At 59.8% G+C, this 13,356-nt stretch carries 8 protein-coding genes and 5 pseudogenes; 7 read left to right on the plus strand and 6 right to left on the minus strand.

Annotated features, from left to right (window positions below; all coding sequences use genetic code 11):
• Positions 1–26: 26 nt before the first annotated feature.
• Both AC0L2K_RS21080 and AC0L2K_RS21085 read right to left on the minus strand, forming a co-directional pair.
• Positions 27–2,356: pseudogene (locus AC0L2K_RS21080) on the minus strand (transketolase).
• Positions 2,357–2,475: 119 nt separating this feature from the next.
• On the minus strand, positions 2,476–3,495 hold the full coding sequence (locus AC0L2K_RS21085; protein ID WP_473532223.1) for a 1-aminocyclopropane-1-carboxylate deaminase: 1,020 nt from the start codon (positions 3,493–3,495) through the stop codon (positions 2,476–2,478).
• A 140-nt stretch (positions 3,496–3,635) separates the two neighbouring features.
• On the opposite strand from AC0L2K_RS21085, the gene AC0L2K_RS21090 reads away from it, so the two are divergent.
• Complete coding sequence (locus tag AC0L2K_RS21090; RefSeq protein WP_065008894.1) at positions 3,636–4,112, plus strand: Lrp/AsnC family transcriptional regulator; 477 nt, start codon at positions 3,636–3,638, stop codon at positions 4,110–4,112.
• A gap of 26 nt (positions 4,113–4,138) precedes the next feature.
• On the opposite strand, the gene AC0L2K_RS21095 is transcribed toward AC0L2K_RS21090, so the two are convergent.
• Positions 4,139–5,080, minus strand: a complete 942-nt coding sequence (locus AC0L2K_RS21095; RefSeq protein ID WP_473532224.1) for an alpha/beta fold hydrolase — start codon at positions 5,078–5,080, stop codon at positions 4,139–4,141.
• 597 nt (positions 5,081–5,677) lie between these two features.
• Between AC0L2K_RS21095 and AC0L2K_RS21100 the strand changes: the two are divergent.
• Together AC0L2K_RS21100 and AC0L2K_RS21105 are read left to right on the plus strand one after the other, a co-directional pair.
• Positions 5,678–7,626: pseudogene (locus AC0L2K_RS21100) on the plus strand (acetoacetate--CoA ligase).
• 100 nt (positions 7,627–7,726) lie between these two features.
• A pseudogene (locus tag AC0L2K_RS21105) lies at positions 7,727–8,184 on the plus strand (recombinase family protein); the annotation flags it as partial.
• Between the two features lie 76 nt (positions 8,185–8,260).
• Here AC0L2K_RS21105 and AC0L2K_RS21110 read toward each other — a convergent pair.
• On the minus strand, positions 8,261–8,662 hold the full coding sequence (locus AC0L2K_RS21110; RefSeq protein ID WP_473532237.1) for a hypothetical protein: 402 nt from the start codon (positions 8,660–8,662) through the stop codon (positions 8,261–8,263).
• Here AC0L2K_RS21110 and AC0L2K_RS21115 point away from each other — a divergent pair.
• From AC0L2K_RS21115 to AC0L2K_RS21130, 4 genes and pseudogenes are all read left to right on the plus strand, one after another.
• Positions 8,565–8,836 (plus strand): annotated as a pseudogene (locus tag AC0L2K_RS21115) (LrgB family protein). The gene AC0L2K_RS21110 and the pseudogene AC0L2K_RS21115 sit on opposite strands and share 98 nt — an antisense overlap.
• 1,697 nt (positions 8,837–10,533) lie before the next feature.
• The gene (pmtA, locus tag AC0L2K_RS21120; protein ID WP_473532236.1) at positions 10,534–11,127 is read left to right on the plus strand and encodes a phospholipid N-methyltransferase PmtA; all 594 of its coding nucleotides are present in this window, start codon (positions 10,534–10,536) and stop codon (positions 11,125–11,127) included.
• Between the two features lie 843 nt (positions 11,128–11,970).
• Positions 11,971–12,165 (plus strand): hypothetical protein, encoded by a 195-nt coding sequence (locus tag AC0L2K_RS21125; protein WP_473532225.1) that lies wholly within the window; start codon positions 11,971–11,973, stop codon positions 12,163–12,165.
• Position 12,166: 1 nt separating this feature from the next.
• The gene (locus AC0L2K_RS21130) at positions 12,167–12,343 is read left to right on the plus strand and encodes a hypothetical protein (protein ID WP_473532226.1); all 177 of its coding nucleotides are present in this window, start codon (positions 12,167–12,169) and stop codon (positions 12,341–12,343) included.
• A 385-nt stretch (positions 12,344–12,728) separates the two neighbouring features.
• Here AC0L2K_RS21130 and AC0L2K_RS21135 read toward each other — a convergent pair whose 3' ends face one another.
• Positions 12,729–13,160 carry a hypothetical protein gene (locus tag AC0L2K_RS21135; RefSeq protein ID WP_473532227.1) on the minus strand — a complete coding sequence of 144 codons (432 nt, stop codon included), beginning with the start codon at positions 13,158–13,160 and terminating at the stop codon, positions 12,729–12,731.
• A 61-nt stretch (positions 13,161–13,221) separates the two neighbouring features.
• Positions 13,222–13,356 (minus strand): annotated as a pseudogene (locus tag AC0L2K_RS21140) (alanine dehydrogenase); the annotation flags it as partial.

Here is a 13,356-nt window from a genome sequence, read left to right on the forward strand (position 1 = left end):
TAGGCCGTTTTCGACATTGTAAAGTTTTATGGAAAAGACAGCACCAACGGATCAAATTTCGCTGGTCGCCCCTCAGTGAGTGCATTGACCGATGCGATGATCGCGTTGCGATCGATGCGAAAGTGGCTATAGAGGTCGCCGATCGTGCCTGTCTGGCCAAAATGCTCCACGCCATGTGGGATCGTCTTGCGGCCGACGACAGCGCCAAGCCATGACAGTGTCGCCGGGTGGCCGTCAATGACGGTGACGATTGCGCAATTGCCTGGGAGCGGGTCGAGCAGCGTCTCGATATGGCTCTTCGCATTGGCATTGCCGCGCGCCCGCTCGCGCTGCGCAGCGGTCCAGCCGGCGTTGAGCCGGTCAGCCGATGTCACCGCCAGCACCCCGATGTCGCGCCTCGTCTCGCCGATCATGCCGGCGGCGGCGATGGCCTCATCGGCAACCGCACCCTGGTAGGCGATGACGACTGAGCAGTTCGGCCCTGGCTTGCGCAGCCAGTAAGCGCCATCGACTGCACCCTGACGGAACGCATCGTCGACGCGTTTCACCGGCTGCTCCAACGGCTTGGTGGTCAGCCGCAGATAGACGGAGCCGCCGGTCTCGTCGCGCAACCAAGTGCGCTCATCGCGGTTGCCTTCACCGTCGCGCTGCAGATAGTCAAAGGCCCATTCCATGATGACGGCAAGCTCGTCGGCGAAGGCCGGCTCGAAGGCGGCAAGGCCGTCCTGGCTCATGCCGATAAGCGGCGTGCCGATGGATTGGTGCGCGCCGCCTTCTGGTGCCAGCGTCACGCCGGAGGGCGTCCCAACGATAATGAAACGCGCATCCTGGTAGCAGGCATAGTTGAGAGCATCTAGACCACGGCACACGAACGGGTCGTAAACCGTGCCGATGGGGATCAGTCGTTTGCCGAAGAGGGAATGGCTGAGGCCGGCGGCGCCGAGCAGCAGGAACAAGTTCATCTCGGCGATGCCGAGCTCGACATGCTGGCCCGTCGGCGTGAATTCCCATTTTGCGGTCGAAGGAATGCGATGCTCGATGAAGGCGTCGGCCATGGCTTGGCGTGCGAACAGCTTGCGCCGATTGACCCATGGCCCGAGGCTCGTCGTGCCGGTCACGTCTGGCGACGTCGTCATAATGCGTTCGGCCAGCACGCTCTTTCCCTTGGCGAGGTCGTCGAGGATTTTGCCAAAGGCGGTCTGAGTGGACACTTCGCGCGACGTGTCGACTTCGATCAACGGCACGTCGAGACGGGCGTCGTCATAGCGGCGGCGTCGTTTCGAGAAGAACGGAACGTCGGCCAGGAAGGATTTCAGCCCGGCGACATCCTTGACGCCGGCGAATGGCTCCCATTCCTGGCCCGGGGCGATGCCCATATGGGCTTGCCAGTCAGCGAACTGCTTGTTGTTCATTAGACCGCCGTGTTGTCCTTGTGACCGGCGATAGGCGTACCCCAGCCCTTGATGGTGTAGGCCAGGAAACAGGTCGGCCGGTCGTGGTCGATTGAGGCGAACACGTCGGCCATGCTCTCCACGCAATTTCCGCCGAGGTGTTCCATCAGCGCGGCGAGTTCGGCGTCGCTGCGGTGATCGATGAGCGCCGACACGTCGCCCTGGTCGCCGAGGTCGTCCATTAGGCGCTTGCGCCAGATGGCGCCACCCATGAAGGTCAGCGCTGCGTATTCCTGGTTGGGACAGCGGTCGATCCAGTCGCGCAGTTTGTTTCCGCCCGGCTCGTCGAACGCCGCGCTTTGCAAGGCACCGTATTTTACCCTCACGACATCCCAGCCGAAGGCGTCGAAAATCTTCTCGATGCGCTCGAACAGGCCTTCGCGCACAATGCCGTCGAGTGACTGGCGGTTATAGTCGATGATCCACCAGCAATTACGCAGGTCGTTCTTCCAGCCTTCCTGCAGCGTCTCGTAGATGTTGCCTTCGTCCAGTTCGGCATCGCCCATCAGCGAGACCATGCGGCCGAGCTTTAAGTCCGCGCCCCACTCCTTCGCCTTCACGAAGTCCTGCACGATGGAGGCCAGCGCCGTGATGCCGACCCCGAGCCCGACCGAGCCGGTGGAGAAATCGACATCGTCGATGTCCTTGGTCCGGCTCGGATAGCTCTGAACGCCGCCATAGCCGCGGAAGTTCTCCATCTTCTCCCGCGTCTGGTTGCCCATCAGATAGTGGATCGCATGGAAGATCGGCGATGCATGCGGCTTCACCGCGACGCGGTCATCAGGCTTGAGTGCTGAGAAGTAGAGCGCCGTCATGATCGACACCATCGAGGCCGAACTCGCCTGATGGCCGCCGATCTTGATGCCATCCACCTTGGGGCGGATATGATTGGCGTTGTGGATCATCCAATGCGACAGCCACAGAAGCCGCTGCTCGATGGTCTTGAGGTGCTGTCGCTGAGAAGATGTCATCTGTACTCCGATGCCAACTGCGATACCGGTATGGGCGATTCCCAGGGCGGGGGTCAGCCTTCCTTGTAATAATAGCTGTAACCGTTGATCGCCGGGGCGCCGCCGAGATGCGCGTAGAGCACCTTCGAGCCCTCCGGGAAGAAGCCCTTGCGGGTGAGATCGATCATGCCCTGCATCGATTTGCCCTCATAGACCGGGTCGGTGATCATCGCCTCGGTGCGCGCGGCAAGCCGGATCGCCTCGTTAGTCTCTTCGGACGGCACGCCATAGGCCGGATAGGCATAGTCGGGGTTGATGACGATCTCGTCTTCCCGGACCTTGCGGCCGAGACTGATCAGGTCAGCCGTTTTGTCGACGATCGAGCGAACCTGCGCGCGGGTCTGATCAAGCGTGCCCGACGCATCGATGCCGATGACGCGGTCGGCCCTGTCCTGCGCGGCGAAGCCGACAATCATGCCGCCCTGGGTCGAGCCGGTGACGACGCATACGACGATGTAGTCGAACTTGATGCCGAGTTCCTTTTCCTGCTCGGCCACTTCCTCGGCGAAACCGACATAGCCCAGCGCGCCGTATTTGTGCACAGAGGCGCCGGCCGGGATAGGATAGGGCTTGCCGCCGGCATCCTTCACCGACTGGATGGCGTCTTCCCAGCTCTTGCGGATGCCGATGTCAAAGCCGTCGTCGACGAGGCGGCTGTCAGCGCCCATCAGGCGGGTCATCAGAATGTTGCCGACGCGGTCGTAGACGGCGTCGTAGTGGGGCACCCACTTCTCCTGGATAACGACGCACTTCATGCCGATCTTCGCCGCGGTCGCGGCCACCATACGGGTATGATTCGACTGCACGCCGCCGATGGACACGAGTGTGTCGGCTCCCGATTCGATGGCATCCGGCACGATGTATTCCAGCTTGCGCAACTTGTTGCCGCCCATGGCGAGACCGGAGTTGCAGTCTTCGCGCTTGGCATATATCTCGACCTTGCCGCCCAGCGCCGCTGTCAAGCGTGGTAGATGCTCGATCGGCGTCGCGCCGAAAGTCAGAGGATAGCGTTCGAATCTGTCGAGAAGGGACATCGGCTCGTCTCCGTGAATTTGTGAGCAAACTGTAGACATTTCTTCGCGGAAGGTGCTCTCGAAATTTGGGCTTCTGTATTCCATATTTACCAGCGTTCTGGATAGATTGTCCGAAAGTTCACCTTAGCGATGGCCTGAAAGTGGAAGATTCTTTCTCAGGCGCTTTGGACCGTATCGACGTCAAAATCCTGCGCGCGCTGCACAATGATGGCCGTCTGACGAATGCCGAGCTCGCGACGCGCGTCAACGTCAGCGCGGCCACCTGCCACCGGCGCACGCAGCGACTTTTCGAAGACGGCTACATCACCGGTGTGCGCGCCGATATCGCGCCCGCGGCGGTCGGTCTCGGCGCTCTGGTCATGGTCGGCGTGGTGCTCGATCGCTCGACGCCGGAGAGTTTCGCCGCCTTCGAAGGCGCCGTGCTCGAGATGAAGGACGTACTGGACTGCAACCTCGTCGCTGGCGATTTTGACTACCTCCTGAAGATCAGAGTCCGCGACATGGCGGACTTCAACAAGCTGCACGGCCAGAAGCTGATCGCGCTGCCGGGCGTCCGGCAGACGCGCACCTTCTTCGTCATGAAGGAGGTCAAGGAGAACGCCCGCCTTTCGTTCTGACTTGACAGGAGGTACGATGAGACCGATCAGGTCTTTTTCACAAACTTCGACAGGATTGCGTTGAATTTCTCGGGATACTCCCAGAACATCAAATGGCCGCCGAATGACTCGAACGTTGACTTCGGGCAGTTCGCGGCGATGAACGGCTTGGCGACCGCCGACCAGTGCTCAGCGGCGACATGCAGCGAGGGGATCTTGCTGTCCACCAGCTTGGCCTCGGCCAAGTAGTTGGCGAAGGACACATCGGTGAGGTTCGCCGCGATCAGAGCCGGCACTGCATTTGACTGCTCGAGCAGCCATGCCGTGACTTCCGGCGTGAGATCCTTCTGGATCATTACGTTGTCGGCATACCACACGATGACGTCACGCAATCCCTTCTGGGATTGAACGCCACCAAAGAAGCCAGCGAGATCCTTGAAGCCGCCTTCGATCCAGACGCCGGGTTCGGTCGTCGTGCCGACCGGCGGCATGTCGATGTTGACGAAGCCGGCGAGCTTGTCGGTGCCGTTGTTTCTCACATAGTGCCATGCAGCCAGCGCGCCGGCGGACCAGCCGACGAGGACGGGTTTCTCAACTTTCAACTGATCGAGCAGCGCAGCCAGATCCTGTGCGTGGGTCGCATAGTTGTTGCCTTGCAGCGTTACGGTCGAACGGCCGTGGCTGCGCGGGTCGAATGAGATCACCCGGTTGGTCGCGGCGAAACTTGCGAACTGATGCTCGAAGACCCTGGTGGTTAACGTCCAGCCCGGCACGAAGACGATCGCAGGGCCTTCGCCTGCCTCTTCGTAGTAGAGATCGACACCAGGTTCGACCGCCAGATATTTGCCAGCCAGCTTGGGCGCAGCGGCTTTTTCTTGTGCGTTCGCAGCTATGCTGGCGGTCAGCACCGCGGCGGAGGCAGTTACTCCGGCCAGCATCGCCTCGCGTCGGGTCATTGCAGCTTTCTTCGAGGTTTCATCGTTGTCCATTTCATTTTTCCTTCATCGACTGAGCCCGTCGATCTGACCACACGGACGTCTCTCCTGCCGCCGCGAAGGCGCAGGATGGCATGGATACTAACGAACAGCGGCTGAAATGTACTTTCATTGTTTACTGCTGGATATTATGAATTGATCTAATAGAGCCGTAAGAGTGTTCTGATCGCGCAGAAAACCAATAAAAATTGGAAGAATCATTCAGGAGTATAAGATTGTTCGCGGCGGGTTTTGAACTCGCCGAAGCGATGCGCGCCCCGATGGATGAGCAGGCTACTCGATCAGCATGAGGTCGATGAGAGCGGGCCCAGCTCAGTGCGGTGGTGTCCGGCCGCCTTCAGCACCCCCGTTCGCGCCGGGCGCCGCCTCGAGGTAGCCGACAAAGCAGATTATCGGCCGAAGGATTGCAAGGGAGATGGTCGCGCATCAGCTGTGGGAAGCGGCGAGCCGCGGGCGTTAATCTGTTCGGTTAAACGCCGAGAAGGCACCTAGTGGCACTAAGGCGAAATCTGGTGGTGTTGGGCTCCTGCGACGCATCGGCCTGTTATCTACACCGCGGCCGCATAACATTTGGTTCAAAGGAACTTGTCGATGATCGACTCACCCTTATTTCAGCCCAGCGCAGACGAGATTCGCACGAGCGCAATCACGAGGTTTCGCGAATTCTGCACCTGTACCTACAAGGCTGATCTACCTGACCATGATGCGTTTCATCAATGGTCAATCGATGAACGCGGCAGTTTCTGGTCTGCCGTCTGGGATTATTGCGGCGTGATTGGACAGCCCGGGGCACGCGATCTCATCAACGGCGATGTTATGCTCCATGCTCGCTTCTTCCCCGACGCCAGCCTGAACTTCGCCGAAAACCTCCTGATCAAGAACGGTCCCCAACACGCGCTGATCTTCCGTGGTGAGGACAAGATGAGCTATCGCTGGTGCTGGGATCAGCTCCATTCCACCGTATCCAAGCTACAGCAAGCCTTCCGCGCGATGGGCATAGGCAAGGGCGACCGTATCTCGGCCATGATGACGAACATGCCGGAGACAATCGCCTGCATGCTGGCCTCCGCCTCGATCGGTGCCATCTGGTCGTCCTGCTCGCCCGATTTCGGCGAGCAGGGCGTGCTCGACCGCTTCGGCCAGATCGAGCCGGGCCTATTCATCACCTGCGATGCCTACTGGTACAACGGCAAGCTGCAGGACGTCTCCGACAAGGTCCGGAACGTCGCGCCCAAGCTCGGCTGCCCCGTCATGGTCGTGGGTTACGCCGGCGACGCCGAAGCGCTGGCCGCATCGCTCGCCGATGGCCGCACCATGGATGCCGCGACCATCCCCTTCACCGCGAGGCCCGTGGAATACGAGCCGCTGCCGTTCGCCCACCCGCTTTTTATCCTGTTCTCCTCGGGCACGACCGGAGTGCCGAAATGCATCGTTCATTCTGCTGGCGGCACGCTGCTGCAACACCTCAAGGAACACCGCTTCCATTCCGGCGTCGGCGATGGTGATCGCCTCTTCTACTTCACGACCTGCGGCTGGATGATGTGGAATTGGCTGGCCTCGGGTCTGGCGAGCGGCGCCACGCTCTGCCTGTTCGACGGCTCGCCCTTCGCGCCCTCGGGCAACTGTGGGACTATGCAGCCGAGGAACGCTTCGCCATCTTCGGCACCTCGGCCAAGTATATCGATGCGGTGCGCAAGGGCGGCATCGAGCCGCTCAAGACACACGATCTCTCCGAATTGCGCCTGATCACCTCCACCGGCTCGCCGCTTTCGCCGGAAGGTTTTTCATTCGTCTATGAAGGCATCAAGCCGGACGTCCAGCTCGCCTCCATCTCCGGCGGCACCGACATCGTCTCCTGCTTCGTGCTCGGCAATCCGGTCAAGCCGGTCTGGAAGGGCGAGATCCAGGGGCCGGGCCTCGGCCTCGCAGTCGACATCTGGGACGATGAAGGCAAACCGGTCCATGGCGAGAAGGGCGAACTGGTCTGCACCAAAGCCTTCCCCTCCATGCCGGTGGGTTTCTGGAACGACCCTGATGGCGCCAAATACCGCGCGGCTTATTTCGAGCGCTTTGATAATATCTGGTGCCAGGGCGATTTCGCCGAATGGACCGAACACGGCGGCCTGATCATCCACGGCCGCTCGGATGCCACCCTCAATCCCGGCGGCGTGCGCATCGGTACCGCCGAGATCTACAACCAGGTCGAACAGCTCGATGAAGTCGCCGAGGCCATCTGCATCGGCCAGGACTGGGACGACGACGTCCGGGTTATCCTCTTCGTCCGTTTGGTACCGGGCCTGACGCTCGACGCCGATCTCGAAAAGAAGATCAAGACCAAGATCCGCATCGGTGCGTCACCGCGTCATGTACCGGCCAAAGTGATCCAGGTCGCCGACATTCCGCGCACCAAGTCCGGCAAGATCGTCGAGCTCGCCGTGCGCGAAGTCGTCCACGGACGGTCGGTGAAGACCAAGGAGGCGCTGGCCAACCCGGAAGCGCTGGAGCTCTATTCCGGGCTGGAAGCACTCTGCAGTGATTAATAATGGTCTGGCGCAACATCATGGCCACTCGAATGTATTTCGGCATCACGAAGCAAGGTAACGACGGGGGTTGTAGCAGCGGAGTGGCGCCCGCCTACGAATTCCGTTTCCTTATCAGAAGCAATCTCACTTTGCAGATTGCAAAGCCTATGCCCGCGTCTCGACCATCGGCCAGACGGTTTGACAACCAGATCTTGGAAATCCAGTCGGCGGGGCTTCCATGTCGAATCCCGTCGCATCGTCTCCGAAACCATCTCCGGCAGCACTCCCATTGCCCAGCGGACAGGCTTCCGCCGCCTGATCGATCGTTTGGAGCATGGCGATGTCCTGGTCGTCACCAAGCTTGATCGTCTCGGTCGCAACGCGATTGATGTCAGCACCACCGTCGCTCAGCTCGAGGAGATGGGCGTGAAGGTTCACAGTCTCGCACTTGGCCGCGTCGATCTGGCAAACTCAGCCGGTAAGATGACGATGAACGTCTCAACGCTGTCGCCCAGTTCGAGCGGGATCTTCTCGTCGAACGCACCCAGACCGGCCTCGATCGCGCCAAGGCTGACACTCGGGCCGCCCCGTCCGCCTCAATGCAAAGCCCTTTGCCCGGGAATCCAAACTAGCAGGCAAACGATCATGCGGGTCAGGGACCTGTGCTTGTCGTTTCGCCCTCCCGCAAACGACCCAGGATCCGGAACTGCTGCTCGAGGTTTGGGAGCAGTTCAGAACGACGATCGTCTTCGTTACGCATGATATCGACGAAGCCTTGCTGCTTTCGGATCGAATCATTGTCATGCAGGCACAGCCAGGTCGCATCCACGAAGAAATCACTGTGGCCTTCGAGAGGCCGAGGACCAGGGACATCATCGCGTCCCGCGAGTTCTTGCGTTTGAAGCAACGTTTCATACAGCTGCTTCGAATCGACAGGCGGGGGGACCGCCATTGCAATGGCAGTTTCCTCCGGCCTCGGAGGAAATCCTGCCCTGACCGCCGCTGTCGTCGTCTTCACCGGAATCTGCGGCGCCGTGATTGTAGCGCCGCTCATGAATGCTATGCGCGTGAAGGATTTCACTGCAGGGGGTTCGCGGTGGGCCTGGCTTCCCATGGGATCGGGACGGCCCGCGCTTATTCCGTGAGCCCCGTGGCTGGGCTGTTTGCGGGAATTGCGATGGGACTGAACGCAATCCTGACTTCGATGATCGTGCACGCATTTCTGTAGCGCGGACGCATGGCGATTGCTGGAGATCGGACATGCGAATGCACACGGGCTGCGTCGGCGAAAGTGCCTTTGCCTCAAGCCATCAAGGATTTCAGGCTGATCCCGGTGTCGGCGAGCGCTTCCACTTCGGGGCTTAGCCGCTTTCTGATCATCATCTCGGCAAAGCGTATCTCCTTGGCGATGGCACTGAGGCTGCCGAAGCCACATGCACACGCCAGACTGATGGCGCGCTGACGGTTCGACGCCGATGCTTATAGGTGACCTGCAGGAACTGGTAGATGGCGAGGCGGTCCTGCTGGCTGTCAATTGAGACCTCCCGCAGCGAGGCTTCCAACGGCCCGCCCCGAGTCCGCGATGACCGTGCGGCCAGGCGCCGAAATGGCCCTCTCCGAGATCCTCAAACAATCGTGCGAGGCCTTAGCGTCCCCCCGGGAGACAAGGACGCCCTTTTTTGGCTACGGCAGCAGCAGGCAATTTATTGCGTGTCGAACCAGGACGGGCTCCTACAATGGCGCCGCACGATCAGGAAACGCCATGATACCTTTGAACATCAGAATCAACGCAGAACGCCGATCCCTAGCTATCACATGGGATGACGGCAATTTCTCCCATATACCTGCTTCGCGGTTGCGGGCACTCAGCCGAGCTGCACATCATATCCGGTCCTCCATCGACGGGAGGAAGCATTCATTTGCCACTCAAAGGAAACGCTGTTCGCCTCGAATGCTCATTCGGAGCACGCGCCGCCCAACAACAGGCGGCTTAGGGCGCTGCAGAGCAGGTCGTGTTTCTGACCGGCGCCAACTCACGTCGTCGCCAAAAGCGGTTCCTGATGCCCTATGCGCCCTGCCAGCGAGTTCGGCTTGGAACAGGACCCAGCGTGAAGCTGCTAGCAGAAAAATCGCTTCGGCTCCGGTCGTGGAAGGACAGGCACTATGGCCTGCGATGATTACCGGCCGATAGGAACGGCCGGGCTCGTAAGGACCGGAAGAGCTGCTGTTTCCTTTTTGGGGGTTTCTCTGAAAAGTCTTCAGCCTAAACCTCATTATTGTGGTCCAGCCGTCGTATTTTCCAAGGCCATTACACGGTAGAGTCATAGCACTTTGCCGCCTGCGCGGCAGAGAAGGCTATGGCAAAGCCGGAACAACGGTAAGACGGCGCAGACCGTCAGACTCTTCAAAAAATTCAGAGGGGATCGTCATCATTGGTCCGGCGATTGGGAGGCTCGGCCGGCTGAAAAGAGGACGTTGGCAATGGGGCGGCCACGAGATAGCTGGGGTGATCCACGCCACGCATTTGCACGGATCACCTACCAAAAATGGCGGACCGGTCCCGGAATCGAGCCGCCGTCGCGGGTTTTTTGCGGCCGTAGCGGCCTCGCTGTCTGCTGTGCGCCTGGCGAAACGCGCAGCAGATGAGAAACCCTGCGTGCGTCGCGCTGGCGCTGATGGTGCAGCCGGAGATACGGCTGCTCGATGAGCCGTGAGGGCTCGCGAGGCCATGACCGAGATTTCCATACAGGAAGAACTGGCGCGCATCTGAGCGAGAAAAACGTGATCCTGGTGGACAAGGGCGTGCCAGCCGGCCCGGGCGTTTCGCGCCTCCGGCGCGGCAATCATCCCTGTGAATCAGGCTTGTTATATAGCGAAATTTCGACAAAAAGTCGCTCCGACTCGGATCGGGAGAAGGGAGCGGATATGGTCTTTCGATTGAAAGAGCGACTTGGCAAGAAACTTGAGGAAGAAGTGCAATTCTTCAAATGTTGGCAGAAGGATAAGAAAGGTGTGGGCGCACTCATGCCCACGTCGATCCATGCCGCGCGCCGCATGGCTAGTGTGGTCAACCCGCATTCTGGATTGCCGGTTTTGGAGCTTGGTGCCGGGACGGGTGTCATCACCAGGGCCATCCTAGAAAGAGGGATCAAACCGCATCGGTTGACTTCGGTCGAATATTCCAAGGATTTCTATGAAGGCCTGGTGCGACGGTTTCCAGGAGTGGATTTCCGCTTGGGCAATGCGTTTGCCCTGGAAGAAACCCTGGGGGAGCGCCGGGAAAAGTTCGATTGTGTCATAAGCGCAGTGCCGTTGTTGAGCTTTCCGATGCAACAGCGCCTCACACTGCTGGAGGATTTGCTTGCACGAATCCCCGCCGGGCGACCTGTGATCCAAATCACCTACGGTCTTCTGTCGCCGGTGCTCAGAATGCCCGACCGTTACATCGTTTCTCACTATGATTTCGTCGTTCGCAATGTTCCCCCCGCACAACTCTGGACCTATCGACGAGCAGTGTGACCACAGGGGGACGCGAGCGACAGGTGGCCTTCGGAATCCTTGTACAGGACTGCAAAGCCGAGAACTTGGTGCTGGGGGCCAGCCATTCGCGCCCTGGCTGGACCGCCTTCCCTTCCGCATTTTCTGAGGATCGATTTGACCGCAGCAGATGATGTTCGCGACAAGCATTGAGAGCGGCGAAGCTTCCCGCTAACGCGGATGTTTCTCCGGTATTTCCGGAGATGCATTCCTCGAGACGCGCCAGGCGGGACTTCGCATTGCGAAGTTCATGTCCGGCTTCGGAACGTCGATGGCGTTCTTGAGGTGTGGGCGCTATGAGGTCGCGCTCCAGTTCCGCAATGCGCGCACGCACCTGCCGAGCCTCGTCCTGACGCAACGCCTTGATCCATCCACGCCCGCGCATCGGTCTTCCTGCCAGCAAAAGCCATGCGGGTTTATCCACCGAGACCCTAATTTCCGGCAAGCCGAAACGCTCGAAATTTAACTTCGGCTATTTTAGCGAAGACAAAGAGGGCTCTTTGGAAAAAGGGCGGCGCTTGGAAGGACGAATGAAGCGATAGAAGGTCGTCCGTCCTATCGGCCATCTTTGGCTCTGAGGTCATGCGCAATCTGTTTACTGTTTGAGGAGCGCTGAATCTGCAACGGTTTGGGCATGCCACGGACAAGCGAAACGCCGGCCAAGAGCGCAGTTGCTGTCGAGGCATCGGGAGGCGGTTGGTGTGTGGATAGTCAGCCCTGGCCTATTGCACCGATTGGCTCAGTGGCGCGCACTTTCGGGAACTTTTTGCCGACAGGCGCATCCAATCCAGGGGCGAACCCTGTTTGAGTAGAGATCGGGTCACGATGAGAAAGCCCGCAATTCCCACCGTCGCGCTTACAACGGCCGATGATGCCATGGCCGCCGAAATGGCGCTGGTGCGCGGCGCTTTTGAAGGTTTGCGCAAGATCGTCGTCCCGGAAGGAGAAGAACCGGCAGCGAACGTGCTGCGGGTCAGCGACGTCGTGTTCGCCAGCGCCTATTACCCGCGCACTCTCTGAAATGCTCGACAAGGAGGGCTACAAAGTCGTGCTGTTGAATACGGCCGAGACGGATCCCGCACCTTGGCCGTGCGTGTCTTCCGGCCTCGATCATCGTTTCTTCGACCGGGCATTCCCGCCACATCTTGAGCAGATGCAGCACGCGCCGATCAACCATCCGGCGCGCCGCCGACCTTAATAGCTCGACATCGGGAATACTTCCGAAGAAAGATCGACGCGGGGGCATGCGAAGATGCTCGACGCCAGGCTCTTGCCGGAGGCCGAACATAGTCTTGGGCCCTGGCTCGCGGACACGGTGCTGGCTCAAAAATTGCTGGCCAGTCCCGTAGCGTTCCTCGGGGCACATCTTTTTGCCACCAGGCCAGCGGCCGCAAGAGAACGTAGCTGTTTGGTGCGCTCGGATTTGCCGACAATCAGTCGCGCGCCTTCTTCCTGGTGCGACCTCTCTCTGACCGGGACCGACTCCTAAGCTTCAGACTACGACGCCAACAACAGGCTGATCCTGGTCAATCTCATACGCGCCAATCGCCGCGCCGGGTTGTGGAACCTCTCGCGGGTGGATTCTACGACAACACCAGGGTCATAAGATCAAGCAGGAAGTCATCGATAGCTTGGGCGAGTGTTTCTGACCTACCTTTGAACCGATCCAGCAAAACGCGCGCCTTATCGATCGCATCCACGCTGGCCTCATCGATCAACGTCTCGATCCTCTGGAGACAATCCAATTTCGAAACTCCCTCAAAGCCCTTGCGTGGGCGATTTGGATTTAGCCCGACAATGGCGCTCAGGATGGTTCGTCCACATTTCGCTGTCGAACGCGCGGGGAAGGGCCCTGGTGATCGTCGCATCAGGAAAGCCGGGGATTTCGGCTGGCGATGTCCAGGTTCGGATTGCGCGTTCAGCTTCCTCGTCGACCAGCGTTTCGCCCCGACGGGCTGCACCGCAAGATTGACGGAAAGGGGAGGGGGAAGACGCATCTTGCCAATCATCACCAAGAAAAAAACCCGCCGGCAGGAACCGGCGGGCGAGGCAGGAGGAACTTTCGGGCCTGGAATATCAGGCGGCTAGGGCCGTTTTGGGCTCCGCCATTTCGTAGCCCAGCGCTTCAGCGACGGCGCGGTTGGTGATCTTGCCCTTGTGGACATTGAGGCCGTTGCGCAAATGATGATCGTCGACCAGCGCCTTCAGGCC

Source organism: Mesorhizobium sp. WSM4817, assembly GCF_055811135.1.

Coding starts and splice junctions, on each gene's coding strand:
- AC0L2K_RS21085 (WP_473532223.1), bottom strand. CDS start 3,495: ATGTCCCTTCTCGACAGATTCGAACGCTATCCTCTGACTTTCGGCGCG.
- AC0L2K_RS21095 (WP_473532224.1), bottom strand. CDS start 5,080: ATGGACAACGATGAAACCTCGAAGAAAGCTGCAATGACCCGACGCGAG.
- AC0L2K_RS21110 (WP_473532237.1), bottom strand. CDS start 8,662: ATGAGCGGCGCTACAATCACGGCGCCGCAGATTCCGGTGAAGACGACG.
- pmtA (WP_473532236.1), top strand. CDS start 10,534: ATGGTCTTTCGATTGAAAGAGCGACTTGGCAAGAAACTTGAGGAAGAA.
- AC0L2K_RS21125 (WP_473532225.1), top strand. CDS start 11,971: ATGAGAAAGCCCGCAATTCCCACCGTCGCGCTTACAACGGCCGATGAT.
- AC0L2K_RS21130 (WP_473532226.1), top strand. CDS start 12,167: ATGCTCGACAAGGAGGGCTACAAAGTCGTGCTGTTGAATACGGCCGAG.